The sequence below is a fragment of the Streptomyces sp. ATLC9 genome, assembly GCF_057196705.1.
In genome coordinates, this window is the sequence record NZ_JBXUOY010000010.1 from 1 (window position 1) to 25,473 (window position 25,473).

22 protein-coding genes and 5 pseudogenes are annotated in these 25,473 nt (G+C 72.2%); 10 read left to right on the forward strand and 17 right to left on the reverse strand.

The genetic code is table 11. The annotated features are described in order from the left end of the window. Positions 1-369 (reverse strand): FHA domain-containing protein (locus AC2CJA_RS02190; RefSeq protein WP_484600926.1); only part of this gene is annotated, 369 nt, incomplete at its 3' end. A 226-nt stretch (positions 370-595) separates the two neighbouring features. Between AC2CJA_RS02190 and serB the strand changes: the two genes are divergently transcribed. Beyond that, the gene (gene serB / locus AC2CJA_RS02195) at positions 596-1,837 is read left to right on the forward strand and encodes a phosphoserine phosphatase SerB (protein WP_484600927.1); all 1,242 of its coding nucleotides are present in this window, start codon (positions 596-598) and stop codon (positions 1,835-1,837) included. Between the two features lie 61 nt (positions 1,838-1,898). Here serB and AC2CJA_RS02200 read toward each other — a convergent pair whose 3' ends face one another. The 4 genes from AC2CJA_RS02200 to AC2CJA_RS02215 form a co-directional block, all read right to left on the reverse strand. Next, entirely contained in the window at positions 1,899-2,420 is a 522-nt protein-coding gene (locus AC2CJA_RS02200; RefSeq protein ID WP_484600928.1) for a SixA phosphatase family protein, read from the reverse strand. An 88-nt stretch (positions 2,421-2,508) separates the two neighbouring features. Continuing rightward, positions 2,509-2,724, reverse strand: coding sequence for a hypothetical protein (locus AC2CJA_RS02205; protein ID WP_484600929.1), 216 nt, complete (start codon positions 2,722-2,724; stop codon positions 2,509-2,511). 211 nt (positions 2,725-2,935) lie between these two features. After that, complete coding sequence (locus AC2CJA_RS02210; RefSeq protein ID WP_093848199.1) at positions 2,936-3,052, reverse strand: SGM_5486 family transporter-associated protein; 117 nt, start codon at positions 3,050-3,052, stop codon at positions 2,936-2,938. Between the two features lie 16 nt (positions 3,053-3,068). Next, positions 3,069-4,373 (reverse strand): CynX/NimT family MFS transporter, encoded by a 1,305-nt coding sequence (locus AC2CJA_RS02215; RefSeq protein ID WP_484600930.1) that lies wholly within the window; start codon positions 4,371-4,373, stop codon positions 3,069-3,071. A 96-nt stretch (positions 4,374-4,469) separates the two neighbouring features. On the opposite strand from AC2CJA_RS02215, the gene AC2CJA_RS02220 reads away from it, so the two are divergent. Continuing rightward, positions 4,470-5,150 (forward strand): FadR/GntR family transcriptional regulator, encoded by a 681-nt coding sequence (locus tag AC2CJA_RS02220; RefSeq protein WP_484600931.1) that lies wholly within the window; start codon positions 4,470-4,472, stop codon positions 5,148-5,150. A 96-nt stretch (positions 5,151-5,246) separates the two neighbouring features. On the opposite strand, the gene fabI is transcribed toward AC2CJA_RS02220, so the two are convergent. Together fabI and fabG are read right to left on the reverse strand one after the other, a co-directional pair. Further along, a complete protein-coding gene (gene fabI / locus AC2CJA_RS02225; RefSeq protein WP_484600932.1) occupies positions 5,247-6,026 on the reverse strand; it encodes an enoyl-ACP reductase FabI in 780 nt (259 codons plus the stop codon). Between the two features lie 5 nt (positions 6,027-6,031). Next, positions 6,032-6,736: a 3-oxoacyl-[acyl-carrier-protein] reductase gene (fabG, locus tag AC2CJA_RS02230; RefSeq protein ID WP_484600933.1), complete on the reverse strand. Its 705-nt coding sequence runs from the start codon at positions 6,734-6,736 to the stop codon at positions 6,032-6,034. A gap of 253 nt (positions 6,737-6,989) precedes the next feature. Between fabG and AC2CJA_RS02235 the strand changes: the two genes are divergently transcribed. Continuing rightward, the gene (locus tag AC2CJA_RS02235) at positions 6,990-7,250 is read left to right on the forward strand and encodes a hypothetical protein (RefSeq protein ID WP_484600934.1); all 261 of its coding nucleotides are present in this window, start codon (positions 6,990-6,992) and stop codon (positions 7,248-7,250) included. A gap of 56 nt (positions 7,251-7,306) precedes the next feature. Here AC2CJA_RS02235 and AC2CJA_RS02240 read toward each other — a convergent pair whose 3' ends face one another. Beyond that, positions 7,307-7,543 (reverse strand): hypothetical protein, encoded by a 237-nt coding sequence (locus tag AC2CJA_RS02240; protein WP_484600935.1) that lies wholly within the window; start codon positions 7,541-7,543, stop codon positions 7,307-7,309. Positions 7,544-7,644: 101 nt separating this feature from the next. Next, positions 7,645-8,175 (reverse strand): DUF1648 domain-containing protein, encoded by a 531-nt coding sequence (locus AC2CJA_RS02245; RefSeq protein WP_484600936.1) that lies wholly within the window; start codon positions 8,173-8,175, stop codon positions 7,645-7,647. Between the two features lie 140 nt (positions 8,176-8,315). On the opposite strand from AC2CJA_RS02245, the gene AC2CJA_RS02250 reads away from it, so the two are divergent. Further along, positions 8,316-9,881 carry a TldD/PmbA family protein gene (locus tag AC2CJA_RS02250; protein WP_484600937.1) on the forward strand — a complete coding sequence of 522 codons (1,566 nt, stop codon included), beginning with the start codon at positions 8,316-8,318 and terminating at the stop codon, positions 9,879-9,881. Next, entirely contained in the window at positions 9,878-11,278 is a 1,401-nt protein-coding gene (locus tag AC2CJA_RS02255; RefSeq protein WP_484600938.1) for a metallopeptidase TldD-related protein, read from the forward strand. The genes AC2CJA_RS02250 and AC2CJA_RS02255 overlap by 4 nt, the downstream gene beginning before the upstream one ends. On the opposite strand, the gene AC2CJA_RS02260 is transcribed toward AC2CJA_RS02255, so the two are convergent. The 4 genes from AC2CJA_RS02260 to AC2CJA_RS02275 are packed head-to-tail and all read right to left on the reverse strand — an operon-like array spanning position 11,262 to position 16,111. After that, positions 11,262-11,918: a hypothetical protein gene (locus tag AC2CJA_RS02260; protein ID WP_484600939.1), complete on the reverse strand. Its 657-nt coding sequence runs from the start codon at positions 11,916-11,918 to the stop codon at positions 11,262-11,264. The genes AC2CJA_RS02255 and AC2CJA_RS02260 overlap by 17 nt on opposite strands. Beyond that, positions 11,915-13,123: a glycosyltransferase family protein gene (locus AC2CJA_RS02265; protein ID WP_484600940.1), complete on the reverse strand. Its 1,209-nt coding sequence runs from the start codon at positions 13,121-13,123 to the stop codon at positions 11,915-11,917. The genes AC2CJA_RS02260 and AC2CJA_RS02265 overlap by 4 nt, the downstream gene beginning before the upstream one ends. Positions 13,124-13,130: 7 nt before the next feature. After that, on the reverse strand, positions 13,131-15,083 hold the full coding sequence (gene asnB / locus AC2CJA_RS02270) for an asparagine synthase (glutamine-hydrolyzing) (RefSeq protein ID WP_484600941.1): 1,953 nt from the start codon (positions 15,081-15,083) through the stop codon (positions 13,131-13,133). A gap of 5 nt (positions 15,084-15,088) precedes the next feature. Beyond that, the gene (locus AC2CJA_RS02275; RefSeq protein ID WP_484600942.1) at positions 15,089-16,111 is read right to left on the reverse strand and encodes an NAD-dependent epimerase/dehydratase family protein; all 1,023 of its coding nucleotides are present in this window, start codon (positions 16,109-16,111) and stop codon (positions 15,089-15,091) included. Between the two features lie 376 nt (positions 16,112-16,487). Between AC2CJA_RS02275 and AC2CJA_RS02280 the strand changes: the two genes are divergently transcribed. Beyond that, positions 16,488-18,194, forward strand: coding sequence for an ABC transporter ATP-binding protein (locus tag AC2CJA_RS02280; protein WP_484600943.1), 1,707 nt, complete (start codon positions 16,488-16,490; stop codon positions 18,192-18,194). A 16-nt stretch (positions 18,195-18,210) separates the two neighbouring features. Further along, positions 18,211-20,064 carry an ATP-binding cassette domain-containing protein gene (locus AC2CJA_RS02285; RefSeq protein WP_484600944.1) on the forward strand — a complete coding sequence of 618 codons (1,854 nt, stop codon included), beginning with the start codon at positions 18,211-18,213 and terminating at the stop codon, positions 20,062-20,064. Positions 20,065-20,075: 11 nt separating this feature from the next. Here AC2CJA_RS02285 and AC2CJA_RS02290 read toward each other — a convergent pair. Then, positions 20,076-20,507: pseudogene (locus AC2CJA_RS02290) on the reverse strand (DDE-type integrase/transposase/recombinase); the annotation flags it as partial. A 3-nt stretch (positions 20,508-20,510) separates the two neighbouring features. Then, positions 20,511-20,675: pseudogene (locus tag AC2CJA_RS02295) on the reverse strand (transposase); the annotation flags it as partial. Positions 20,676-21,296: 621 nt separating this feature from the next. Between AC2CJA_RS02295 and AC2CJA_RS02300 the strand changes: the two are divergent. Then, a complete protein-coding gene (locus AC2CJA_RS02300; RefSeq protein ID WP_484600959.1) occupies positions 21,297-21,665 on the forward strand; it encodes a hypothetical protein in 369 nt (122 codons plus the stop codon). Here AC2CJA_RS02300 and AC2CJA_RS02305 read toward each other — a convergent pair. Beyond that, positions 21,626-21,772 (reverse strand): annotated as a pseudogene (locus AC2CJA_RS02305) (IS256 family transposase); the annotation flags it as partial. The gene AC2CJA_RS02300 and the pseudogene AC2CJA_RS02305 sit on opposite strands and share 40 nt — an antisense overlap. On the opposite strand from AC2CJA_RS02305, the pseudogene AC2CJA_RS02310 reads away from it, so the two are divergent. Continuing rightward, positions 21,760-22,066: pseudogene (locus tag AC2CJA_RS02310) on the forward strand (transposase); the annotation flags it as partial. The pseudogenes AC2CJA_RS02305 and AC2CJA_RS02310 overlap by 13 nt on opposite strands. Here the strand turns inward: AC2CJA_RS02310 and AC2CJA_RS02315 are convergent. Beyond that, positions 22,067-22,270, reverse strand: a pseudogene (locus AC2CJA_RS02315) (transposase); the annotation flags it as partial. A 580-nt stretch (positions 22,271-22,850) separates the two neighbouring features. Here AC2CJA_RS02315 and AC2CJA_RS02320 point away from each other — a divergent pair. Further along, positions 22,851-25,457, forward strand: coding sequence for a collagenase (locus AC2CJA_RS02320; protein ID WP_484600945.1), 2,607 nt, complete (start codon positions 22,851-22,853; stop codon positions 25,455-25,457). The last annotated feature ends 16 nt before the right edge of the window (positions 25,458-25,473 follow it).

A 25,473-nucleotide genomic window follows, 5' to 3' on the forward strand; every position in this document is an offset into this window, starting at 1 on the left:
GCCCTGCGGCTGCGCCGCCGGCCAGTGGGCGGGAGCGGCCTGCGCGGGCGCGGGAGCCGCCGCGGTCCGGCCGGAGAAGGCCAGCCGGGGCCCGTCGGCGGCGTTGCCGAGGTGCACCACCGAACCCGCGCCGACCTCCAGTCGCTGGACGCGCCGGCCCTGCGCGTACGTGCCGTTGGTGCTGCCGTGGTCCTCGACGAGCCAGTTACCGCCGCCCCAGCGCAGTGTGGCGTGCCGCCAGGAGACCCTGGCGTCGTCGACCACGATGTCACCCTGCGGATCACGTCCGAGGGTGTACGGCCTGGACAGGTCGAGCGTCCAGGTCCGTCCGTTCAGTTCCAGTACGAGTTCCGGCACTCCATGCCCCACAAAGTTGTCCCCCCGAGCTACCCCCTGTGACGAGGGGGCTAGGGATGGCGAACGATCGTGGAGGAACTATTCCAGGCCCGGCGGCCGGATATGAAGTCGCCCTCGGCGGATGGCTGCCGAACCCCTACGGTCCGGCGCGCCGCCGTCGGCGGTGCCTGACCTGGGCTGTCCGGGGTACGGACGTGCGTACGGAACCGCCCTGGTGCTCGATACCGTAGGGACCATCATGAGCGCTTCGCAGACCCCGCCGCCCGTCCCCGCCGCCGCGACCGGAGCGGACGCCGACACCCCCACCCTCCTGGTGAAGATCTTCGGCAGGGACCGGCCGGGCATCACCGCAGGTCTCTTCGAGACGCTGGCCGCCCACTCCCTGGATGTCATAGACATCGAGCAGGTCGTCACCCGCGGCCGCATCACCCTGTGCGCCCTGGTCACCACGCCGGGCGGGAACGGCGCCGAGGGGGGGCTGCGGGCGACCGTGCACTCCTGGGCGGAGTCGATGCGGCTCCAGGCGGAGATCATCTCCGGCCGGGGCGACAACCGGCCGCGCGGTACCGGCCGCTCCCACGTCACCGTGCTCGGCCATCCGCTGACCGCCGAGGCCACGGCTGCCATCGCCGCCCGGATAACCGGTGTCGGCGGCAACATCGACCGGATCTTCCGGTTGGCGAAGTACCCGGTCACGGCGGTGGAGTTCGCCGTGTCCGGCACCGGCACGGAGGAGCTGCGCACCGCCCTGGCCCCCAAGGCGGCGGCCCTGGGCGTGGACGTCGCCGTCGTCGCCGCCGGGCTGCACCGCCGGGCGCAGCGCCTGGTGGTGATGGACGTGGACTCCACGCTCATCCAGGACGAGGTGATCGAACTGTTCGCGGCGCACGCCGGCTGCGAGGAGAGGGTCGCCGAGGTGACCGCCGCCGCGATGCGCGGCGAGCTGGACTTCGAGCAGTCTCTGCACGCCCGGGTGGCACTGCTGGAGGGACTGGACGAGTCGGTCGTCGACAAGGTCCGCGCCGAGGTCCGGCTCACGCCGGGGGCGCGCACACTCATCCGCACGCTCAAGCGCCTGGGCTACCAGGTGGGCGTGGTGTCGGGCGGTTTCACCCAGGTCACCGACGATCTGCGGGAACGGCTGGGGCTGGACTTCGCCTCGGCCAACACCCTGGAGGTCGTGGACGGGAAGCTGACCGGCAGGGTCGTCGGGGAGGTCGTCGACAGGGCGGGCAAGGCCCGGCTGCTGCGCCGCTTCGCGGCGGAGGCCGGGGTGCCGCTGGCCCAGACCGTGGCGATCGGCGACGGCGCCAACGACCTGGACATGCTCAACACCGCGGGGCTCGGTGTCGCCTTCAACGCCAAGCCGGTGGTTCAGGAGGCCGCGCACGCCGCGGTGAACGTGCCGTTCCTGGACACCGTGCTGTACCTGCTGGGCGTCACGCGCGAGGAGGTCGAGGCGGCCGACACCGCGCTCTGAGACCGCCCGCCCGTACGGGCCGGCACCGGCCGGGTCGGCCCGTGCGGCGTCAGTCGTGCCGTCAGTCGTGCGGTGCCCAGTGCGCCTCGAGGCGGCTGGTTCCGAGTTCCACGGACTTCCAGGAACCGGTGAAGGAGAGCACGACCGCGGCGGAGGTGGGGAAGCCGATGCGGGCGAGCCGGCTCCTGGCGTCCTCCTCGGCCTCTCCGGCGAGCGCGTCGGCCATGGCGTGCATGCCGGGGTTGTGGCCGACGAGCATGAGGTCCACGATGTCGTCCGGCACCTCGTTGACCACCGCGATCAGTTCGCCGAGCGAGGCCTCGTAGAGCCGCTCCTCGAAGACCGTCCTCGGCCGCTGCGGCAGTTCGTGGACGACCAGTTTCCAGGTCTCGCGGGTGCGGGCGGCGGTGGAGCAGAGGGTGAGATCGGGGACGATGCCGCTGGCGGCGAGCCAGCGGCCGGCGGCCGGTGCGTCCCTGCGTCCCCGTTCCGCCAGGGGCCTGTCGTGGTCGGCCACGTCGTCGGGCCAGTCGGCTTTGGCATGTCGGAGGATGACGATCCTGCGTGACACATCGGCGCTCATGCCTCCAGCTTCGCACGAACGGCGGCGTGTGGCGCGGGGAGTTGAGGACCCTCCCCGACCGGGTGACCTCGTGGGCGGAGGCGGCCGGTCAGCGGGACAGCAGTTCCCGGAGCCGGCCCAGCAGGTCCGCGAGGTACCGCCGGGACTCGGCGTCGGCGGCCTCGGCCTCGCCGGCGCCCGCGAGCAGCGACAGCAGCACCGCGAAGGCGATCACGGGCAGCGCCGCGGCCCACCACGGCAGCCGTGCGTCCGCGCCGCCGGCCGTCGGCCGGGGGGTGTGCCGGGTGGGTGCGTGGGCCGTCATCGGGCTCGCCTCCGTCGTCTTCCGTGGCGTCTTGGCGGTGTGCCACGACGCTACGGACCGCGGGGCGGCCGCTCCATCCGGTGGTCCACCCATTGCCCCCTGAGGCCGGCCCCCTAGGGGATGGCGGGGCGGGCCCCACCACGGCACCGCCGCGCCCCGCCGGGCGGTGGTCCCGGCGGTGGCGCCGTGCGGCCGGGGCGGGCCGGTACGGCTACGGGGCGATGACGGAGGCGAGCACGCCGATCACGACCGTGACGCCGAGCATCGCGCCGAGGACGAGGAGCAGCTTCTTCTGGCCATTGGGCGGATTGGGTTCGAGCACTGGCATGGGCCCAGTGTCGCACTCAGCCGCCGTCCTCGACGCATCGGTCCCGGCCCGCCACCAGGCCCACCGCGAGCTGGGCGGTCATCAGGGCGGCCATCAGAGCCAGGGGTGCGTGCCAGCCCCCGGTGTGCTGGTGGAGGGCTCCGACCAGCAGCGGCCCGGGAACGGCGATCAGGTAGCCGGTGCCCTGGGCGAAGGCGGAGAGTTTGGCGACCCCGGCGCCGGTCCGCGCCCGCATCCCGATCATCGTGAGGACGAGGGGGAAGGCGCAGTTGGAGACGCCCAGCAGCAGTGCCCAGGCCCAGGCCCCCTGCGCGGGAGCGAGCCACAGCCCGGCGTATCCGCCCAGTCCGCAGCAGGCCAGGACGGCGACGAGGGGACCCTGGTGGCCGAGCCGGGCGGCGATCCGCGGCAGCACGTAGGACAGGGGGATGCTCATTCCCATGGTGACCGCCAGCAGCAGGCCGGCCGTGGAGGCGGGGACCCCGGCGTCGCGGAAGATCTGCGGCAGCCAGCCCATGACGACGTAGGCGGCGGTGGCCTGGAAGCCGAAGAAGACGCCGAGCGACCAGGCGGTGCCGGAACGGGTGATCCGGATTTCGGCGCCGGGTCCCTCCGCGGCGGTCCCGGCGCCGGCGGTCCCGGTGGCACGGGCGCGGGCACCGCGTACGACCGGTGCCCACACCAGCAGGGCGAGGGCGCCGGGCAGTGCCCACATCCCGAGCCCCAGGCGCCAGTCGCCGCCCAGCGTCCGGACCGCCGGGACGGTGAGGGCGGCGGCCGCGGCGGTGCCCACGGAGAGCGACATGGAGTACAGGCCGGTCATCGGGCCGATCCGGTCGGGGAACCAGCGCTTGACGACCACGGGCATCAGGACGTTGCCGACCGCGATGCCCGCCAGCGCCAGGGCGCTGGAGGCCAGGAACCAGGCCGTCGCGCCGGTGAGGGGACGCAGCGCCAGTCCGGCGGTGACGGCGGCCATCCCGGCGAGGACCACGGCGGCCGGGCCCCAGCGGCGGGCCAGCCGGGGTGCGGCGCCACCGAAGACGGCGAAGCAGAGGGCGGGCGCGGAGGTCAGCAGCCCGGCGACGGTGCCGTTCATCGCCAGCGCTTCGCGGACCTCCTCCAGGAGCGGGCCCAGTGCGGTGATGGCGGGGCGCAGATTGAGGGCCGCGAGGACGATGCCCGCGACCAGCAGCCTCCGTGCCCACGGGGAGGCGCCCGGGGAAGCGTCGGAGGGAGCGCCCGGGGCGGTGCGGGTGCCTACGCTGTCCGGGTTCCCTCCTTCGGCGCGGTGGTCGGTGATCGCGGGATCCTCAGCCATGACATGCATCATAGAATCATCGGATGAATTAAGGCCACCTGGTGCGCCTCGCCGCTCGCCCGCCGTACTCACCGCCCCGCCGATCCGGGAAGTGCCATGCCCCTGACCTCACCCCGCCGCTCAGCCCTGGCCGACCAGGTCATCGACGCCCTGCGCGACCAGATCACCTCAGGAGAGTGGCCGGTGGGATCCCGCATCCCGACCGAGCCCGAGCTGGTCGAACAGCTCGGCGTGGCTCGCAACACCGTACGCGAGGCCGTGCGGGCGCTCGCCCACAACGGACTGCTGGACATCCGGCAGGGCTCGGGCACCTACGTGGTGGCCACCAGCGAACTCGCCGGGGTGATGCACCGCCGTTTCGCGGACGCCGACTCGCGCGACGTGGCCGAGCTGCGTTCGGCGCTGGAGGCCGAGGCGGCCCGGCTGGCCGCGCACCGCCGTACCGAGCAGGACCTGCGCCAGCTGCGGGCGCTGCTCCGCCGCCGCGAGGCGGCCTGGGAGACGGGCGAGGTGGAGCGCTTCGTGGAGGCCGACGTCACGCTGCACCTGGCGATCGTCAGGGCGTCCCACAACGAGGTGCTGACCGCGCTCTACGCGGACCTCGGCACCGTCCTGCGGGCCTTCCTCCGCAACGATGTGGGCGAGGAGCTGAGGTCGGAGGAGTATCTGGACCACGGGCGGCTGGTGGACGCCATCGCCGACCGCGACGCGGAGACGGCCGCGCGGGAGGCGGGCTCGTACGCCCGGGCCTGCCGCGGCCCCGGCTCCCGCGGCTGACCCCTCCCTCCGGACAGCCGTCCGCGAAGGACGTGCCGCGGCACGTCTGCCGCGGCACGCGCCGGGGCCGCCTCCGGTCGCGCGATCGCGGGCGCGCTACGCGCCCATCATGTGGACACCGCCGTCCACGTGCACGATCTCGCCGGTCGTCTTCGGGAACCAGTCCGAGAGCAGGGCGACCACGCCGCGCGCGGCGGGCTCGGGATCGGTGAGGTCCCAGCCGATCGGGGCGCGGGTCTTCCACACGTCCGCCAGCTCCTCGAAACCCGGGATGGACTTGGCGGCCATGGACTTGATGGGCCCGGCCGACACCAGGTTGCAGCGGATGTCCTTGTGGCCCAGGTCGCGGGCGAGGTAGCGGGAGGTGGACTCCAGCGCGGCCTTGGCCACGCCCATCCAGTCGTACTTGGGCCAGGCCACCTGCGCGTCGAAGTCCATTCCGACGACCGAGCCGCCGCGCTTCTCGAGCAGCGGCAGCAGGGCCATGGTCAGCGACTTCAGGGAGTACGCCGAGACCTCGACGGCCGTGGCGACCGACTCCCAGCCGGTGTTGAGGAAGTTGCCGCCGAGTGCGTCCTGCGGTGCGAAGCCGATGGAGTGCACGACACCGTCCAGCCCGACACCCTCGCCGAGGTGCTCGGCGACCCTGCCGGCCAGGGCCTCCAGGTGCTCGCTGTTCTGCACGTCCAGCTCGATCACCGGGGCCTCCTTGGGAAGCCGCTTGGCGATGCGCTGCACCAGTGTCAGCCGTCCGAAACCGGTGAGGACGACCTCGGCGCCCTCTTCCTGCGCCAGCCGGGCGACGTGGAAGGCGATCGAGGAATCGGTGAGCACCCCGGTGACGAGGATGCGCTTTCCGGCGAGAAGTCCGCTCATGACGTTCAGTGACCCATGCCCAATCCGCCGTCCACGGGAATGACGGCTCCGGTGATGTACGCGGCCTCCTCCGAGGCCAGGAAGCGCACCGAGGAGGCGACCTCCTCGGGCTGGGCGTAGCGGCCCAGCGGGACCTGTCCGACGATCTTCGCGCGCTGCTCGTCGGTGAGCGCACGCGTCATGTCGGTGTCCACGAAGCCCGGCGCGACCACGTTGCAGGTGATGTTGCGGGAGCCCAGCTCCCGGGCCACCGAGCGGGCGAAGCCGACCAGACCGGCCTTGGAGGCGGCGTAGTTGGCCTGCCCCGCCGAGCCCAGCAGGCCGACGACGGAGGAGATCAGCACGATGCGGCCCCTGCGGGCACGGAGCATGCCCCGGCAGGCGCGCTTGACGGCCCGGAAGGTGCCGGTGAGGTTGGTCTCCACCACGGACGTGAAGTCCTCCTCGGACATCCGCAGGAGCAACTGGTCCCGGGTGACGCCGGCGTTGGCGACCAGCACCTCGACCGGACCCTGCCTCTCCTCGATCTCCTTGTAGGCCTGCTCCACCTGCTCGGCGTCGTTGATGTCGCACTTGACGGCGCAGAAACCCTCCGGCGGCTCACCCGACCGGTAGGTGACGGCGACCTTGTCGCCCGAGTCGGCGAACGCCCGGGCGATGGCCAGGCCGATGCCGCGGTTGCCTCCGGTGACGAGAACCGAGCGACTCAAGGGAACACCCTCTTCCGTAGGGAGCAGGTACTCCGCAAGAAACTATCGTCCGGCCCCGCGCGCCGGGGAACGGGCCCCGACAGGGGCTCTGCCGGGCTCCTGTGGGATTCCTACAGAAAGCCGTCCCGGGCCGGGGCGCACATCGGGCCACGGAGTCCGCACAGGGAGCGACTGTACGGGAATCAGATGACCACACAGCGTTTCGTTCCACTACCCGGGCCGCGCATGGTGCAAGAGCGCGAGGAGGCGCGTCATGACAGTGATGCTCGACCGACCGGCGGCCACAGACGTTCCCTCCGGCACCGCCCGCTTCCGGGCGCTGTACCGCACTCCGCCGGACATGGAGGAGCAGGCCGCCACGGTGTTCCGGTACCCGTCCGGGCGGGGTTACGACTCGCGGCTGACCACGCCCTTCGGCGAGCCGCCGCGCATCCCCGGGCCCTTCGGCCGCGATCTGGACACCTCGGGGTTCAAGACCCCCGCCGGGCAGCCGGACGGCACGGAAGGACGGTGAGACGGACCGGCTCCACCGGGGCCGGTGAGCGGGGCGTCCGCCCCGGACCAGCCGGATCACCCCTCCGGGACCGGCGGCGGGCCGGTGACGGCGGGTCCGGTGCCCGGGCCGCGGTCCCCCTCCCCGGCCTCCTCGCCCTCCTCCCCGGGGCGTTCACGTCCGGTCCGCGCGGACCGCTCCTCCCCTTCGGGGCGCCGCTCCTTCTTCCCCTCGCTCCCCCCCTCGTCCGCGCCGGTCCTCATCTCGGACGGGTCGTGCTGCCTGCCGTCGTAGGGCCCTGAGTAGTCGCTCACGGCACGCTCCTTCCAGCGGTTCCCTCTCCGGTGGGCCGGCCCGCGGGCCGGCCTCGGCCGCGAGTACCCCGGTACGCCGCGCGGACACACCGGCGGCCGGATCACCGCCGGCTCTCGCGGCGGTCCCGCAGGGCCGCGGCGAGCACGGGCACCAGACCGAGCGCCAACGGGGCGAGTACCGCGGCGAACAGCCAGGCGGACACCTGCGGACCCGGATCGGTGCGCCACATCACCGCACACGTCACCGCGATCGACAGGCCGATGCAGAAGCCGAGCAGGAGGGTGGCCCTGGCCGTCCGCAGCGCCGAGGCCCGGGTGGCGGGGCGGTTGATCAGGGAGGAGGTCCGCTCGCCGGGGGCGAGTTCGTCCTCGGTGCGCATCCGCAGCGCCGCCGCCGCGGTGGCGGCCATCAGCGTGACGGTCCCGGCGTATATCAGGACGGGGAGGAAGACCGCGCCGACGGACTTGTCCGCCCAGGCGTCGACCCCGCCGGGGCCGATGTGCTGCGGCACCTTCTCCGGCAGGCCGGGGTACACCGCGGCGCCCCAGACCGTCAGCCCCGCCAGCAGCGCGAGCTGCGGCAGCAGCCACACCCACGGGAAGCCCGGCCGGCTCTCGTTCCCGTCCTCCATGTGTCCCTCCCCCGTCGTTTCCATCTCCGTCCCCCTGCCCCCGTGCCGGTCAGGGTAGGCCGGTTCCGGGCCCCGGCCGTCACCGGCCGGCCGGCGGGGCGTGGTTCACTGCGGTCATGCACCGACAAGGAGGAGCGTCCGTGGCGCACGAGATCGATGAGTCCTTCCTGGCGCTGCCGCTGCGCGCGCTCGCCGACGCGGCGCTCGCGCGGGCCCGGGCCCTGGGAGCCGAGCACGCCGACTTCCGTTTCGAGCGGAACCGCAGCGCCTCCTGGCGGCTGCGCGACGCGAAGCCGGCCGGGTCGTCGGACATCACCGACGCCGGATACGCGGTGCGTGTGGTGCACGGCGGCGCGTGGGGTTTCGCCTCGGGGGTGGATCCGACGATGGACGCCGCCGCGAAGGTGGCGGGCCGGGCCGTGGAGATGGCGAAGCTGTCGGCGAGGGTCGCCGAGGCCGCCGGAGAGGGTGCGGCCGCGCGGAGCGCCTCCGCCGGAGACCGGTGGGCGATGGGCGGACGGGTCGAGCTGGCGGACGAACCGGTGCACGGCGAGCGAACCTGGGTCTCCTCCTACGAGACCAACCCGTTCGACGTGCCGGACGCGGAGAAGACCGCCGTGCTGGCCCGGTGGAGCGACCGCCTGCTCGGGGCGGACGGCGTCTCCCACGTGGACGCCTCACTGCTGACCGTGCAGGAGAACAAGTTCTACGCGGACACCGCCGGCACCGTCACCACCCAGCAGCGCGTCCGCCTGCACCCGGAACTGACGGCCGTGTCCGTGGCCGACTCCGGCGACTTCGACTCGATGCGGACCCTGGCCCCGCCCGTCGGCCGGGGCTGGGAGTACATGACCGGGACCGGCTGGGACTGGGACGGGGAGCTGGCACGCATCCCGGAACTGCTGGCCGAGAAGATGCGCTCGCCCGGTGTGGAGGCGGGCTCCTACGATCTGGTGGTCGACCCCTCCAACCTGTGGCTGACGATCCACGAGTCGATCGGCCACGCCACCGAACTGGACCGGGCGCTGGGATACGAGGCGGCGTACGCGGGCACCTCCTTCGCCACGCCCGACGGGCTCGGCACCCTGAAGTACGGCTCGCCGGTGATGAACGTCACCGGCGACCGCACCGCCGAGCACGGGCTGGCCACCATCGGCTACGACGACGAGGGCGTCGAGGCGCAGTCCTGGGACCTGGTCAGGGACGGGGTCCTGGTGGGCTACCAGCTCGACCGGCGGATGGCGAGACTGACCGGGCTGGGCCGCTCCAACGGCTGCGCCTACGCCGACTCCCCCTCCAGCGTCCCCGTGCAGCGCATGGCGAACGTCTCGCTCCGGCCCGATCCGGACGGGCCGTCCACCGAGGAGCTGATCTCCCGGGTGGAGCGGGGGATCTACGTGGTGGGCGACCGGTCCTGGTCGATCGACATGCAGCGCCACAACTTCCAGTTCACCGGACAGCGTTTCTTCCGGATCGAGAACGGACGGCTCGCCGGGCAGCTGCGCGACGTGGCCTACCAGGCCACCACCACCGACTTCTGGGGCTCGATGGAGGCCGTGGGCGGGCCGCGGACGTACGTGCTCGGCGGTGCGTTCAACTGCGGCAAGGCCCAGCCGGGCCAGGTCGCCTCCGTCTCGCACGGCTGCCCCTCCGCGCTCTTCCGCGGCGTCAACATCCTCAACACCGCCCAGGAGGCCGGCCGATGACGAAGCCCCCCGCCCCCCACGAGCTCGTCGAGCGCGCCCTGGCGCTGTCGCGGGCCGACGGCTGCGTGGTCATCGCCGACGAGGAGTCCACCGCCAATCTGCGGTGGGCGGGCAACACGCTGACCACCAACGGGGTCACCCGCGGCCGTACCCTCACCGTCGTCGCGACCGTCGACGGCTCCGAGGGGACGGCGTCGGGGGTGGTCTCCCGCTCGGCCGTCTCCGACGACGACATCGAGCCGCTGGTGCGTGCCGCGGAGGAGGCCGCGCGTACGGCGGGCCCGGCCGAGGACGCCCGGCCGCTGGTGGAGGGCGTGCCCGTCTCCGCCGGCTTCACCGAGGCCCCGGACGAGACGTCCTCGTCGGTGTTCGACTCCTTCGCCCCGGCGCTGGGCGAGTCCTTCGCGCGGGCCCGCTCCGAGGGCCGGGAGCTGTACGGCTTCGCCCACCACCAGGTGGTCTCCACCTACCTGGGGACCTCCACCGGGCTGCGGCTGCGGCACGACCAGCCCACCGGCACCCTGGAGGTCAACGCCAAGTCCCCCGACCGCGCCCGCTCGGCGTGGGCGGGGCGGGCGACCCGCGACTTCGCCGATGTCGACCCCCTCGCGCTGGACGCCGAGCTGGCCCGGCGGCTGGAATGGGCCGGGCGGCAGGTGGAGCTGGAGGCCGGACGGTACGAGACGCTGCTGCCGCCCAGTGCCGTGGCGGACCTGCTGATCTACCAGATGTGGTCATCGGCGGGGCGCGACGCCGCCGAGGGACGCACCGTGTTCAGCAGGCCCGGCGGCGGCACCCGGGTGGGCGAGCGGCTGTCGGAGCTGCCGCTGAGGCTCTACAGCGATCCGGGCGCCCCCGGTCTGGAGGCGTCGCCGTTCGTGATCGCGCACTCCTCCGGCGACGAGGCCTCGGTCTTCGACAACGGCCTGCCGCTGCGGGCCACCGACTGGGTGCGCGACGGAGAGCTGCGCCACCTGCTGACCACCCGGCACTCGGCGGAGCTGACGGGTCTGCCGGTGGCCCCCGGGATCGACAACCTGGTCCTGGACGCGGGCGGCACCGCGTCGCTGGAGGAGATGGTCGCCGGCTCCGGACACGGCGGCCCGGCGCTGCTGCTGACCTGTCTGTGGTACATCCGCGAGGTGGATCCGGCGACGCTGCTGCTGACCGGGCTGACCCGCGACGGCGTCTACCTGGTGGAGAACGGCGAGGTCACGGGCGCGGTGAACAACTTCCGCTTCAACGAGTCGCCGGTCGACCTGCTGTCCAGGGCCACCGGGGCGGGGCGGACCGAGCGCACCCTGCCGCGTGAGTGGTCGGACTGGTTCACACGGGCGGCGATGCCCGCCCTGCGTGTGCCGGACTTCAACATGAGTTCCGTCAGCCGGGGTGTGTGAGGCGGCCCCGGGGGCGCCTGCCCCGGGCAGGCCGGACACACGGGGGCCGGACGCACGGGAGGGGGGGGGGCGGGCGGGGCCGCCGCCCCCCCCCCCCGCCCCCGCCCCCCCCCCCCCCCCCCCCCACCGAGGCGCGGAACAGGTCGATGAAGCCGTCGACCGCCTGCTCCTCGGTCATCTCGGCGGACCCCGGGCACGGCATCCCCCCGGACCGAAGCCGCGTCCCGCCGGTGTCCCAGGTGAGCGTGGCCGCCGGGGGCAGCGCGCGGACCCCGGCGAAGGCGGTGTCCTCGGCGAGGAAGAACCCCAGCCGGAGGAAGACCGCCAGCGCGTCGTGGTCCAGCTCGGCGGGCCCGTCGTCCGGCAGCAGCGCCAGCGGGTCGGGGGAGAGGGCGAGCGAGGTGCCGCCGGACCGGTAGAACAGGGGGCAGACGCCATAACGGTCGTTGCGGGCCACCAGGCGTTCGCCGTCCCAGCGCCACCCGGCGAAGATGCCTTCGGCCGGCGGGCCCGGGTCCAGGTGGTCGCCGGTGAGGGGGTGCCCGAGACGCACCTCCTCGTCGCCCTCCGCGCGCACCCCGCCGGCCCCCGCGGCCAGGAGGAGGCGGGGGGCGGGCGCGGCTTCGCGGCGGAGGGTCACCGGGCGTCCAGCAGAGGCCGGAGGGCGGCTCCGATCCGGTCCGTCACCGCGTCCTGGTCCAGCACGGAGTCGGCGAAGGAGAGCGCGGCCTTCTTGTGCCCCTCGATCACCGATGGACGGGACAGCCAGTCGTCCGCCGTGTCGAAGAGCTCCTCGGGTGTGGCACAGGCGCGGCCCAGCCCTTCCTCGTCGATGAGTCCCGGCACCCACTGCTCCATGGGCAGCCCCGATTCGAGCATCAGCACCGGTATGCCGAAGTAGGCCGCCTCAAGGGTGGTGTTGGGGCCGGCCTTCGAGATGAGGAGTCCGTACCTGGACCGGGAGGCACGACGGATGTAGTCGAAGTACTCGTTCTGGCCGAGCACGCTGTGGAACCGCCAGTGGGGCCGCCCGACCGCCGCGGTGCGACGGGCCAGTTCGGGATCGCCGTAGCCGACGAAGACGAGGTCGATCCCGGGATGCCGGTCGGCGAGGCGCCGCACCAGCTCCGGGTACGTGTCCCCGCCCCGGTTGGAGAAGACGATCACCCGGGGCCGCTCCGGGCCCGGGCCGTCGCCCCAGGGACCCGCGCCGGGGGCGGCCGACTCGCCGGTCATGAAGTCCCGCAGGTCGTGCTGCGCGACCAGCGGCCCCACCACCCGCACGCGATCCGGGTCGCCGCCGGCCGTGGCGAGCAGGTGCTCCTTCGCCCGGGGGAAGCCGACCAGCGTCAGGTCCGGGTACCGGCTGCGGTGCAACGGCAGGTGCAGCAGCCCGGGGTTGGTCACATGGCTGACCACCCGGGTGGACGTCCCGGCCAGCCGGACGGCGGCCACGCACAGCCTCGCCACGAACCCCTTGGTGCCGACCATCATGTCCGGTGCGGTCCGGCGCAGATGCCGGGTGAGGGGCTCCAGGTCGGCTCGCTGGGCGGTCGTGGGGCCGGCCTCGAACCCTTCCGGAAACCGCGCCTGGAGACGGTCCATGAGAGCCATGTAACGCTGGTTGCGGACGACCGCGTCAGGACTGTCCAGGGAGATGGCGCGGATCTCCGCCCCGGCCTCACCGACCCACGGCAGGATCGGCTCCGCCTCCAGGAGGGTCACCTCCGCGTCGACCGCGCTCCGCAGGGCGCGGGAGAAACGCGTCGCAGCCAGGTAGTTGCCGAACTCACCCCAGGTCCGGGGAGAGAGCACGTGGACGAGCGGTCGGTCGGGAGCAGCCATGGTTCTCCTAGGGGAGGGCCGGGTACGCGGGGGACTCGCAGACGCGGGGCCGGGCCGTCAGGCTCTCGGCCCAGAGCTGGTAGACCAGGAGGGCCCACAGCTTGCGGGACGTGTCCCGCCGGCCGCCGAGGTGGTCGTCGACCAGCAGGCGCACCGCCCCGGTGTCGAACAGACCGCCGCGGCGCAGTGACGCCGTGGAGAGGGTGTCCAGGAGCAGGGGTCGCAGCTCCCCGCGGAGCAGAGCGGCCGTCGGCGCGCGGAAGCCCAGCTTGGTCCTGTGGACGACGGTGGGGGGGAGCCAGCCGGCGGCGACCCGCCGCAGCAGGTACTTGCCGGTGAACCGGTGCAGTTTCAGGCCGGTGGGCAGGGAGTTGCCGTACTCGACCAGATCCAGGTCGAGGAAGGGCGACCGTAGTTCGAGGGCGCTGCGCATGCCGCCCCGGTCCGTCTTGGTGAGGATCACGTCCCGCAGGAAGTGAGCCGTCACGGCGAGCTGGCTGCGCTGGACCGGGGAGAGGCCGGGCTGGTCCCGGAGGAGGCGCGAGACCTCGGCGAACGGATCGTGCCCGGTCAGCCCGGCCCCGGCCTCGGGGGTGAGCACCCCCGGCAGCTCGTCCGGGGTGAAGGGCGCCGTCGAGAGGTAGAAGCGGTGCTCCGGCGAGGCGCGCAGCCCTCTGGCCAGCAGACCGAGGGCCGCCGCCACGGGAAGGTTGCCGGAACGGGCCGGCAGCCGACGCGCGAGCTGCCGGGCGAGAGCCTCCAGCCGGGGAGCCGGCATGACGCGCAGCAGTAGCTCGATCGCCCGTTCGGCCTGGAAGTAGCGGTACCCCAGAAGCAGCTCGTCCGCGCCGTCACCGGTGAGGGCGCCCCGCACGTGCGCGCGGGCCGCCCGGCAGACCAGGCGCGTCGGCAGCAGTGAGGGATCGGCCAACGGCTCGTCCGCGTGGGCCAGTTCGGACTCCACCACGCCCGCCAGGTCCGGGCCGCCGATCCGCACCACATGGTGCTCGGTGCCGAGATGACGTGCCACCGCCAGAGCGTGGTCGCTCTCGTCGAAGTCCGGGTCCACGAACCCGGCACTGAAGGTGGGCACCGGCTGCCCCGGCCGGAGCTGCTGGGCCACCGCGGCCACCGCGCTGGAGTCCAGTCCGCCGCTGAGCAGCACGCCGAGGCGGCGGCCGGTGCTGGTGACACGCCGGGCGACGGCTGCCCGGAACAGCTCCTCGAACCGCCGCTCGGCCTCCCGCAGTCCGGGGCCGCCCCGGCGCGCCCCGGTGCGGGGGGCGAGACGGGGCCGCCAGAACTCGGTCTCCCGTAACTCCCCGCGCTCGTGGGTGACGCAGCCTCCGGGGCGTACCTTGCTCACTCCCCGCACGGCCGAGGCGGGGGCGCAGAACGCCTGGAACACCAGGTAGTCGGCGAGCGCCCCGGGGTCGAGGGCGCGCGGGGCGGCGGGGTGCCGCAGGAGGGCGGTGAGTTCGGAGGCGAAGGCGATGCCGTCCGGCACGCGGGTGTAGTAGAGGGGCTTCTTGCCCATCGGGTCGCGGGCCAGCACGGTGGTGCCGGTACGGGCGTCGTGCAGGGCGAAGGCGAACATGCCCCGCAGCCGGTCGAGCATCCGCGTTCCCCGTAACTCGTACAGCTCCACCAGGACCTCGGTGTCGCTGCCGGTGCGCAGCGCGACACCGGCGGCCCGCAGCTCGGCCCGCAGTTCGGCGTGGTTGTAGATCTCGCCGTTGAATACCACGGCGGTCGCTCCCGACGCGGAGACGAACGGCTGCGCGCCGTGGTCCGGATCGGTGAAGGTCAGGGCGCAGTGCGCGAGGGTGACACCCTGGTGGTGCAGTCGGCCCGAGCCGTCGGGGCCCCGGTGCGCCACGGCGGCGAGCATGTGCTCGACCGTGGCCCGGGTGTCCTCCCGCACGGCGCCCGCGTCGCTGAATCCGACGAATCCGCACATGCCGGCTACAGCCGCGTCGCGGGCGCCGTGGAACCGCCGGCCGCGACGGTGCCCTGCGCTTCGCGGGCCAGTGACCGCCGGGTCGACTCGATCTGGGTGGCGAGCCCCTCGCGCAGCCTCGTCCGGGCCGTGAAGCCCAGGACGACGGCCGCCCGCCGGACGTCGGCGGTGGTCGAGCGGACATCGCCGATGCGGGCCGCACCGTACGAGGTGCATGGGCGCGCCTCGGTCAACTCGGCGGTCAGGGAGACCACTTCGTTGACCGAGACGGCGCTCCCCGTACCGATGTTCAAGACCGTGCTGCCCCGGTCCCGGACCGCTGCGGCCAGCACCAGTGCGCGCACCACGTCGGACACGTGGGTGAAGTCACGGAGCTGGGTTCCGTCGCCGTAGATCTCGACGGGCTCGTTGCGCAGCGTCGACCGGATCAGGCGAGAGATGAACATGTCCGGGCGTTGTCCGGGACCGTAGACGGTGAAGAACCGCAGAGCGCCGACCGACAGTTCGGTGTCGTCTCTGGCGGCGAAGGCCAGGGCCAGCCGCTCCGCGGCGAGCTTGGTGACCCCGTAGGGGGAGAGCGGACGGGGCAGGTCGTCCTCGCTCATCGTGCCGTCCGCGCCCCCGTACACGCTGGACGACGAGGCGACCACCACGCGTTCCACTCCGGCCTGGACGCAGGCCTCCAGCAGGCGCTGGGTCGCCAGTACGTTGCACTGGAGGTACTCGGGGAATTGGGTCCACGACGGGCGGACCCCGGGTAATGCGGCCAGGTGGAATACCGTCGAGGTGTTCTCCAGGTAGTCCGCCAGGTGGAGCGAGTTCAGATCTCCGCGTATCGTCCGGAGTGATCCGGAAATGCTTGGTGACGGCCTCTCCAAGTCGTCCGGAAAAGGCTTGCGATCCAGTGCCACGACATTTCTTCCGGAACTTCTCAATTCCGTCACGAGATGGGACCCGATGAAACCGGCCGCACCGGTGACCAGAACGCTGTCGCCTGCTGGGTTCGTTCCGCGTGTGTCGCTCGACACGAATCCCCCTTGTTTCGCTCACATGTGGCTGGTCAAGGCGGTGCTTGGGCGGTGCATTCGGTGCACGTACGCGCGCGTCTGCCTCCGGATCGACCGGCCCGACCGCTCGGACGCCCGTGGCACTGCGCGGTGGTGAGGAGTGCGGCTGACCAGGCTTTTCGGTGTCGAGGAACACATGTCCGGACCAAGAGACCTGGGGAGTCTAACAGCACGGGTCAATCACGAGCAATAGCATGCTCCAGCCTCTGCCCGAGAGGGGTGCAGTCGGCATTCCCGTGTCATTCACAAGGAGGCGTACGGACTTTATGCTGGCCGTTCGCCGCCGGGCGAATGGGGGAGGGACACGTTGGCAGGCAGTCCGTTACGGCACCTTTCCATGCTTGTCCGCTACCTGCGCGGCGAACGGACCGCCATGACGCTGCTCGCTCTGCTGGTCCCCTCCGGGATCGCTCTCCAGCTCGCGGCGCCCTACCTGCTGCGCGAGTTCATAGACGGGACGCTCTCGGGCGACTCCGGCGACGCGCTGACGGACCTCGCCACCTGGTCCCTGACCGCAGCCCTGGGCGCGCTCCTGGTCACCACGGGTACCGAGGCGCTGTCCTCTCGGGTGGCCTGGCGCAGCACCGACCGGCTCCGTGCGGACCTGGTCGCGCACTGCCTGAGCCGGCCGCCGGGCTTCTACCGCAGGCATCCCCCCGGCGAACTCGTCGAACGGATGGACGGCGACGTCACCCGGCTCGCCGCGGTGATGTCGGCGCTGCTGCTGGAACTGCTGGCGCAGGCGCTGCTGATCCTCGGCATCCTCGTCGCCCTGTTCCGGCTGGAGTGGCGGCTCGCCCTGGTCTTCGCCCCGTTCGCGGCCGGCACCCTCTTGTTGCTGCGGACCCTGGTGGGCCGCGCCATGCCCTTCGTCACCGCACGGCAGCGGGTGGCGGCGGACCTCCAGGGCTTCCTTGAGGAGCGCCTCGCGGCGGCGGAGGACCTGCGCGCCAACGGGGCCTCGCGGTACACGCTGCGGGAACTCGGCCGGCGCCAGGACGACCTGTACCGCAAGGCCCACAAGGCCGCGCGCGTGTCGGCCCGCTGGCCCGCCACCGTGCAGGGCCTGTCCGCCGCCAGCGTCGTCCTCGCACTGGCGGTCAGCGCCTGGCTGCACTCCCGTGGTCAGCTTTCCACCGGGACGGCCTTCGCCTCCCTGTCCTACGCCATGCTGCTGCGCCGTCCCCTGCTCGCGGTCACCACCCGCTTCCGCGACCTGGAGGACGCCGCCGCGAGCGTCCAGCGGCTGAGGGACCTGCTGGGCCACGAGACGGCGTCCCGCAGGGGGGACCGGACCCTGCCGACCGGGCGGCCCGGCGTCCGCTTCGACCGGGTCTCCTTCTCCTACGAGCCCGGCGAGCCGGTGCTGCGGGACGTCTCCTTCACTCTGCGCCCCGGTGAACGCCTCGGTGTCGTGGGGCGCACCGGAAGCGGCAAGTCAACCGTGGTACGACTGCTGTTCGGGATCCACCGGCCGGTGGCGGGCACGGTGTCGGCCGGAGGCGTGGACGTGGCGGAACTCGACCCCCGAGCGCTGCGCGACCGGTTCGCGCTGGTCACGCAGGAGGCGCACGTCTTCCACGCCGCACTGCGCGACAACCTCACCTTCTTCGACCGTGCCGTTCCCGACGACCGGCTGTACGCCGCGCTGGGTGATGCGGGGCTCGGCCCCTGGCTGCGCGCCCTGCCCGACGGTCTGGACACGCTGCTCGGCGCCGGCGCCCGCGGCATGTCCGCGGGCGAGGAGCAGCAGCTCGCGCTGGCCAGGGTGTTCCTGCGCGATCCGGGACTGGTCCTGATGGACGAGCCGACGGCCCGGCTGGACCCCTACAGCGAGCGGCTTCTGTTGCCCGCGCTGGAGCGGCTTCTCGACGGCAGGACCGCCGTCGTGGTCGAGCACCGCCCGCACCTGCTGCGCAACGCCGACCGGATCCTGGTACTGGAGGACGGCGAGGTCGTCGAGGAGGGGGAGCGGGCCGTCCTCGCCGCCGACCCCTCGTCGCACTTCCACGCCCTCCTCCGCACGGCGGGGGCAGTCCGGTGAGGGGCGGTGACGGACCGTGACCCGGCTGCGGCCCGCGGAGCGGACGGGGCCCGTGGCCGGGGAGGTGGAGCGGCGGTCCGTCCTGGGGCGGCTCGTGGACGTGCTGCACGGGTCCGCCCGTGCCTGCTGGACCCTCGCCGGTCTATGGGTCCTCCTGCGGCTGGGCGCGCTCGCGGTGGGGCTGCTGTTCCAGCGGCTGTTCGACACCCTCGGCGCGGACGGTGGCGTATGGCTGATCATCGCGCTGGTGGCCGGGATCGAGGCGGGGCGCCTGTTCCTGCAGTTCGGCGTGGTGATCACCAGACTGGAGCCGCGGGTCCAGTACGGCACCGCGGCCCGGCTGCGGCACGCCCTGCTCGGTTCGGCTCTGCGCGGGCCGGAGGTGACAGCCCGTACCACGCCCGGTGAGTCCCTGCGCACCGTGGGCGAGGACGTCGACGAGACGGGGTTCTTCGTCGCCTGGGCGCCGACCAACCTCGCCCACTGGCTGTTCGTCGCCGCGTCGGTCACGGTGATGATGCGCGTCGACGCCGTGGTCACCGGTGCCCTCCTGGCTCTCCTCGTCCTGTTGACGCTGGTCACCGCACTGGCACACAGCCGGTTCCTGCGCTACCGGCGCGCCACCCGGACCGCCTCCGGTGAGGTGGCGGGAGCCCTGCGGGAGATGGTGGGCGCAGTCGGCGCGGTGCAGGCAGCCGCCGCCGAACCGCAGGTCGCCGCGCACATCACCCGGCTGAACGGCGCCCGTGCCCAAGCCGCGGTGCGCGAGGAACTGTGCGCCGTCGTCCAGCGTACGGTGATCGGCAACGCGGCCCCGATCGGGACCGCCGTGGTGCTCCTGCTGGTGGCGGGCCGGATGGACGAGGGGGCCTTCAGCGTCGGCGACCTCGCCCTGTTCGCCTTCTACCTGCAGATCCTGACCGAGGCCCTCGGTTCGATCGGCATGCTGTCCGTACGGCTGCAGCGGGTCTCCGTGGCGCTCGGGCGGGTCGCCGGCTTCCTCGGCGGCCGGCTGCGGTGGGTCCTGGAGCGGACCGGCCCGCCCCCCGCACCGGAAGCGGAAGGGAGGGCCGTCGCCCCGGACACCGGCCCGCGCCCCGCCCCGCCCCTGCGGGAGCTGGCCGTCCGCGGACTGACGGCCCGTCACCCCGGCACACCCCACGGCATAGCGGACGTGGACCTGGTGGTGGAGCGGCACACCGTCACCGTGGTCACCGGCCGCGTCGGATCCGGCAAGAGCACCCTCGTGCGGGCCGTGCTCGGACTGCTGCCGCACGACAGGGGCACTGTCCTGTGGAACGGCGAACCCGTCGCCGACCCCGCGTCGTTCCTGGTCGCCCCCCGCTGCGGATACACCCCGCAGGTCCCGCGGCTGTTCAGCGCGACGGTGCGGGAGAACATCCTGCTGGGCCGGGACGACGCGGCCTTCGACGAGGCCGTCCGTCTCGCCGTGATGGAGCCCGACCTCACGACGATGCAGGACGGACCGGACACCGTGGTGGGCCCGCGCGGCCTGCGCCTGTCGGGCGGGCAGGTCCAGCGCGTCGCCATCGCCCGCATGCTGGCGGGCGGCCCCGAACTGCTGGTGCTGGACGATGTCTCCAGCGCCCTGGACCCGGAGACCGAGCACCTGCTGTGGGAGAGGCTGCTGGACGGGACGCGCACCGTGCTCGCGGTCTCCCACCGGCCGGCGCTGCTGAGCGCGGCCGACCGCGTGGTGGTGCTCGTGGACGGGCGGGTGGAGACCTCGGGAACCTTCGACGAGGTCATGGCGGCCTCCGCCGAGATGGGCAGGATCTGGACCGGCACGGAGCCGGGAGACGGAACCGGGGACACCGGGCCCGCTCCCCCCGGCCCTCCCGGACGGTGACCTCCGGGGCCTCAGACCTGCCGGGCCGCTCCCAGTTCGGACCAGATGCCGTCCAGGGCGCCCACGAACCGGTGGATCTCGTCGGGCTCGCGCACTGCCGAGGGAGCGATCCGCAGGATCTCCTCACCCACCGGGACACTGTCCGCGACGGACCCGACCGACGCCGAGGCGCCGACCTCCGCGAGACGCTCCGTGTACCGAATGGACACGTACTGCGACCCGCGGTCGCTGTGATGGATGAGATCGGCGTCCTTCTTGATCCTCTGCCGCCACGGCGCCATCTCCGGCGCGTCCAGCGGCAGGTCCGTGCGCGGGTGGGCGGCGGCCCGCCGGCCCACGATCCGGCGCGAGTACGCGTCCGGCACGAAGGTGACGTGGACCCAGCCCGACCAGGTGCGGACGCAGGGCAGGTCCGCCGGCCACAGCTGGTTCGGGCGCTCGGCGGTTGTGAGACGGTCCTCACGCTCGCCGGTGTCGGCCTCGGCCTGGCGGACCCAGGACCTCAGGGCTTCCTCGTGGATGCCGAGGTCGCGGGCGACGTGCGCCACTGGACGGCCGGTCGAGCCGACCTCGCGCTCACGCAGCTCATCAGGATATCTACGCGCCGGCATTGCTCGTGGCTCTCCTCACGCCTGGGGGCGTAACCCAGGCTTCAGGAACTCCACGAAGATCAGTACAGTTCACCTGGCCCGAGGCACTGGGAATGGTGTTCTGGTCCGGCATCGCGATGCTCGCGGTGTCCCTGCTGCGGCTGCGTGAGGCCGTGATCAACGCGATCCCCCCCCCCGCAGATGCGTTCGGCACTCGCCGCCGCGGTCGGCACGTTCATCGGACTCATCGGCCTGCAGATCGCCCACCTCGTCACCACGTCCGACGGGAGGCTGTCCGGCCTGGGCGACTGGACGGGACCACCTGCCATCGCCCTCTACATCGGCCTCACCGTCGCCCTGGCTCTGGATGCCGTGGGCGCCCGTGCCGCAGCGGTACTCGGAGGCATCGCGGCCGCCGCGCTGCACTGCGCGTTCGCGGGCATCCGCACCGACGCCGTCCACGACGGCGTCCACGGCAGCGGCGCCGCACCACTTCGCTTCGACCTCACCGTCATCACTGACCCGAGGGCGTGGAGCATCGTCCTCGTGCTCTTCGCCCTCGATTTCTTCGGTGGCCTCGCGAAGGCGGTGGCCCTGTCGGCGCACACCCCCCTGCAGGACGGCAACGGACAGGTGCCCGGTATGCGTCAGGTGCTCATCGTCGACGCCGGCGCCACCGTGGCCGGATCCGCAACCGGATCCTCCGGCTTCGTAGCCTTCGTGGAGAGCGCGGTCGGCATCCGAGCCGGCGCCCGCACCGGGATCACGGCGATCGTCACCGGACTGCTTCTGTCCTCCTGCCTGTTCTTAGGCCCGCTCCTGGCCCGCGTCCCCGTCGAAGCTACCACCGGTGCTCTGGTCTTCGTGGCGGTCAAGATGCCCGCCGCGCCCCGCTCAGGCGGAGCGGACCGCCTGGGCCTGGCCGTCACAGCGACTGCCGTGGGCGTCACGATCGTCACCCTCGCGATCGACCAGGCCATGGCCGCGGCCTTCACCGCCTTCTCGGCGTGAGCGCGGTCCTCGGCGCCTGTGATCTCCTGCAGCGCCTTCTTCGCGCCGGGCTGGGCCGATCTCGGCAGGGCGTTGACCACGTTCCGGGTTGTGTGAACCCAGCACCTTGATCACCGACAAGGTCCTGGACGGCATGACCGAATGGCTCCAGCCGGCCGCTCGACGCCGTCTATCCGGTGGTCTTCATCGACGCGATCCACGTGAGGATCCGGGACGGCGCCGTGGCGAACCGGCCGATCTATGTGGCCCTGGCCGTCACCGTCGAGGGTCGGCGGGAGATCCTGGGGCTGTGGGCCGGCGACGGCGGGGAGGGCGCCAAGCACTGGCTGCACATCCTCACCGAGCTCAAGAACCGCGGCGTGAACGACGTCCTCATGCTCGTCTGCGACGGCCTCAAGGGTGAAGTGCGCCAGCGCCCGGCGGTTGCCGTCCTCGCCCAGCCGGGCGGCCATCGGCTCCACCGATTTGCGCTGCCCGTCCAGCAGCAGCCCTCGCAGATACACCCCGCCCCACCGACGCTGGTCCGCCCGCGCGAACGACTCGAACACCTCTGCCGCGAAGTCCTCCAGATCACACCGGACCGCGGTCAACTCTCCAGCCGACACAACCGGTCAACGACACAGCCCCTCAACCGGGCACACCACCAGCGAGTGAACCTGACCAAGCCCTACCAGGAGGACCAGTCTTGCTGACCAGGGAGTCCACCGGCACACGGCAAGTGGATTCTCGGAAATTGAAACGTCACCCTTGATATGTGAAATGACACCCGCCATATTGTTTCCTGCCGTGCTCCTGACGCCGAATGTTCACGGATCCACCGCGCACGGCATCCTCGGCGGCGGTCCGAACAGCGGCTGCGGCATGCTCCACGAGCCGATCAGCCGCGCGCTCTCCTCTCTGGGAGTCACGCTCCCGGCCGGCTGACCGGGCGAAGGCCGCCGCGCTCGGCGCAGAGGGAGCGCGGCGGCTCCTCGCCGGACGCGCCGAACTCCAGGCGCGCCTCCCATCCCTTCACTTCGGACTCTTCCCACCTGAAGTGGCATGTGCAATATTACCTGTCACATCTTAGAGATGTGCCCATGACAATCCGGGGGTGTGCCTCCCCGCTACTCCTCCGGGCCCGTCGTGTGGACACCCCACCCGGCCGTGCCCCCATACGGCCCTTCCTCCCGCTGGAGGCAGCGAGTGAGAACAGAAAATGCCCGACTCCCTCTCGCGAGGCTGAGTGTGCTGATCCTGGCACTGTGCCTCGGGATCGGGATGCTCGCCGCTCCGGGACACGCCGTCCCGGGCCGTGCGGGTGAGAAGCCGACCGAACAGCAGGCCCCCAAGGACGTACCGCCCCAGGCTTCGGTGCAGACAGGGGCGGGTGACGATCCCGAGCACGTGCGTCACAAGCCGCTGAAGGTCGAGGACCGTGCCCCGCTGCCCTCGACGAAGGACGCGCTGCGCCGGGACTACGACGACCCCGCCTCCCCCTCGCCGCGGCAGAGACCGTCCATGCAGGCGGACCCGGAGAAGAAGGCGTCCAAGAAGGGGAAGGCCTCGGCGGCAGCGGTGCCCGGCTGCAGCACGAGCGACTTCACCAGCCGCACCGGCAGTGCTCTGGTGCGGCAGATCAAGGCGTCCACGACCGACTGCATCAACACTCTGTTCAGCCTCACCGGAAGCGACGCCTACCACGCCTTCCGCGAGAGCCAGATGACGAGCGTCGCCTACGCGCTGCGCGACGGCTCCGTCTCCTACCCCGGCAACGGCGGCACCGGGATGCCGCAGCTCGTGCTCTACCTGCGCGCCGGCTACTACGTGCACTGGTACAACGAGGCCACCGTGGGCACCTACGGGCCGAGTCTGCGGACCGCCATCCGCGCCGGACTCGACGCGTTCTTCGCCAGCCCCCGCTCCCGGGATGTCACCGACGCCAACGGCGAGGTGCTCGCCGAAGCCGTCACCCTGATCGACAGCGCCGAGGAGAACGCCCGTTACCTGCACGTCGTCAAGCGGCTGCTGAACGGCTACGACAGCACCTACGACTCCTCCTGGTGGATGCTCACCGCAGTCAACAACGTCTACACCGTCCTCTTCCGCGGCCACCAGGTGCCCGCCTTCGTCGCCGCGGTGTCCTCTGACCGCAGCATCCTGGACACACTGCACAACTTCGCCTCCTCCCACAGGAACCTCCTGGGCACCGACCAGAGCTACCTGGCTTCCAACGCCGGGCGAGAGCACGCCCGGTTCCTGCAGCACACCTCGATGCAGAACACGGTCCGGCCGCAGGCGGCCGGGCTGCTGAACCAGAGCTCCATCAAGGGGGCCACCGCCCCGCTGTGGGTCGGCATCGCCGAGATGACCGACAGCTACGACAAGGCCAACTGCGGCTACTACGGCACCTGCAACCTCCAGCAGCGCCTGATAGCCGACATCCTGGTGATCAACCACACCTGCAGCGCCAGTCTCCGCATCCGCGCCCAACAGATGACCTCGGCGCAGCTGGCGGACACCTGCCGCAGCCTGGCCGACCAGGACGCCTACTTCCACAGCATCGCCAAGGACAGCGGCCCGGTCGCCGGCGACCGCAACACCAGCCTCGAGGTGGTCGTCTACGACAGCAGCACCGACTACCGGACCTACGCCGGGGCAACTTGGGGCATCGACACCAACAACGGGGGCATGTACCTGGAGGGCAACCCCTCCGCCGTCGGCAACCAGGCCCGCTTCATCGCCTACGAGGCCGAGTGGGTGCGTCCGGCCTTCGAGATCTGGAACCTCAACCACGAATACACGCACTACCTCGACGGCCGCTTCAACATGTACGGCGACTTCAGCGCCAACGTCGCCACCCCCACCATCTGGTGGATCGAAGGCTTCGCCGAGTACGTGTCCTACTCCTACCGCAACCTGCGCTACGACGCGGCCATCACCGAGGCAGGCAAGCGTACCTACGCGCTGAGCACCCTGTTCGACACCACCTACAGCCACGATTCCACGCGCGTCTACCGCTGGGGCTACCTCGCCGTGCGTTACATGCTCCAGTCCCACCGCGCCGAGACGGACACCGTCCTGGGCTACTACCGCACCGGCAACTGGAACGCGGCCCGCTCCTACCTGACCGGCAGCATCGGCACACGCTACAACAGCGACTGGTACAGCTGGCTGTCGCGGTGCGCGGCCGGCGACTGCGGCGGCTCCACCAATCCGCCCGGTAACCAGGCACCCACCGCATCCTTCACCGTCGCCGTCAGCGGCCTGACGGCGAACTTCACCGACCGCTCCACGGACTCCGACGGCACCATCGCCTCACGCTCGTGGAACTTCGGAGACGGCACCACCTCCACCGCCGCCAACCCCTCCAAGACCTACACAGCGGCGGGCACCTACACCGTGAAGCTGACCGTCACCGACGACAAGGGCGCCACCAGCACCGCCGCCCGGAGCATCGCCGTCGGCGGTGCGGACCCCACTCCCGAGTGCACCGGCAGCGACACCCGGGAGCTCGGCCGCAACTGCAAGCGCAGCAACCTGACCGCGACCGCCGGGAACTACGCCTACCTCTACATCTACCTCCCCGCCGGCACCCGGCAACTGAAGATCACCTCGTCCGGTGGGACCGGCAACGCCGACCTCTACTACAGCAACAGCACCTGGGCGACCACCACCACCTACACCAGCCGGTCCACGGGCGCGGGCAACAGCGAGACGCTCACCGTAACCAACCCGGCGGCCGGCTGGAACTACATCAGCCTGGCCGCGGCGGAGGACTTCTCCGGGGTGACCGTCAAGACCGAGTACTGACCCCTCCGCCCCCTCA

Bases quoted from the DNA above. Each gene is read 5' to 3' on its own strand.
- serB (WP_484600927.1), top strand. From the start codon at position 596: ATGAGCGCTTCGCAGACCCCGCCGCCCGTCCCCGCCGCCGCGACCGGA.
- AC2CJA_RS02200 (WP_484600928.1), bottom strand. From the start codon at position 2,420: ATGAGCGCCGATGTGTCACGCAGGATCGTCATCCTCCGACATGCCAAA.
- AC2CJA_RS02205 (WP_484600929.1), bottom strand. From the start codon at position 2,724: ATGACGGCCCACGCACCCACCCGGCACACCCCCCGGCCGACGGCCGGC.
- AC2CJA_RS02210 (WP_093848199.1), bottom strand. From the start codon at position 3,052: ATGCCAGTGCTCGAACCCAATCCGCCCAATGGCCAGAAGAAGCTGCTC.
- AC2CJA_RS02215 (WP_484600930.1), bottom strand. From the start codon at position 4,373: ATGGCTGAGGATCCCGCGATCACCGACCACCGCGCCGAAGGAGGGAAC.
- AC2CJA_RS02220 (WP_484600931.1), top strand. From the start codon at position 4,470: ATGCCCCTGACCTCACCCCGCCGCTCAGCCCTGGCCGACCAGGTCATC.
- fabI (WP_484600932.1), bottom strand. From the start codon at position 6,026: ATGAGCGGACTTCTCGCCGGAAAGCGCATCCTCGTCACCGGGGTGCTC.
- AC2CJA_RS02235 (WP_484600934.1), top strand. From the start codon at position 6,990: ATGACAGTGATGCTCGACCGACCGGCGGCCACAGACGTTCCCTCCGGC.
- AC2CJA_RS02245 (WP_484600936.1), bottom strand. From the start codon at position 8,175: ATGGAGGACGGGAACGAGAGCCGGCCGGGCTTCCCGTGGGTGTGGCTG.
- AC2CJA_RS02255 (WP_484600938.1), top strand. From the start codon at position 9,878: ATGACGAAGCCCCCCGCCCCCCACGAGCTCGTCGAGCGCGCCCTGGCG.
- AC2CJA_RS02265 (WP_484600940.1), bottom strand. From the start codon at position 13,123: ATGGCTGCTCCCGACCGACCGCTCGTCCACGTGCTCTCTCCCCGGACC.
- asnB (WP_484600941.1), bottom strand. From the start codon at position 15,083: ATGTGCGGATTCGTCGGATTCAGCGACGCGGGCGCCGTGCGGGAGGAC.
- AC2CJA_RS02280 (WP_484600943.1), top strand. From the start codon at position 16,488: ATGCTTGTCCGCTACCTGCGCGGCGAACGGACCGCCATGACGCTGCTC.
- AC2CJA_RS02300 (WP_484600959.1), top strand. From the start codon at position 21,297: ATGCGTCAGGTGCTCATCGTCGACGCCGGCGCCACCGTGGCCGGATCC.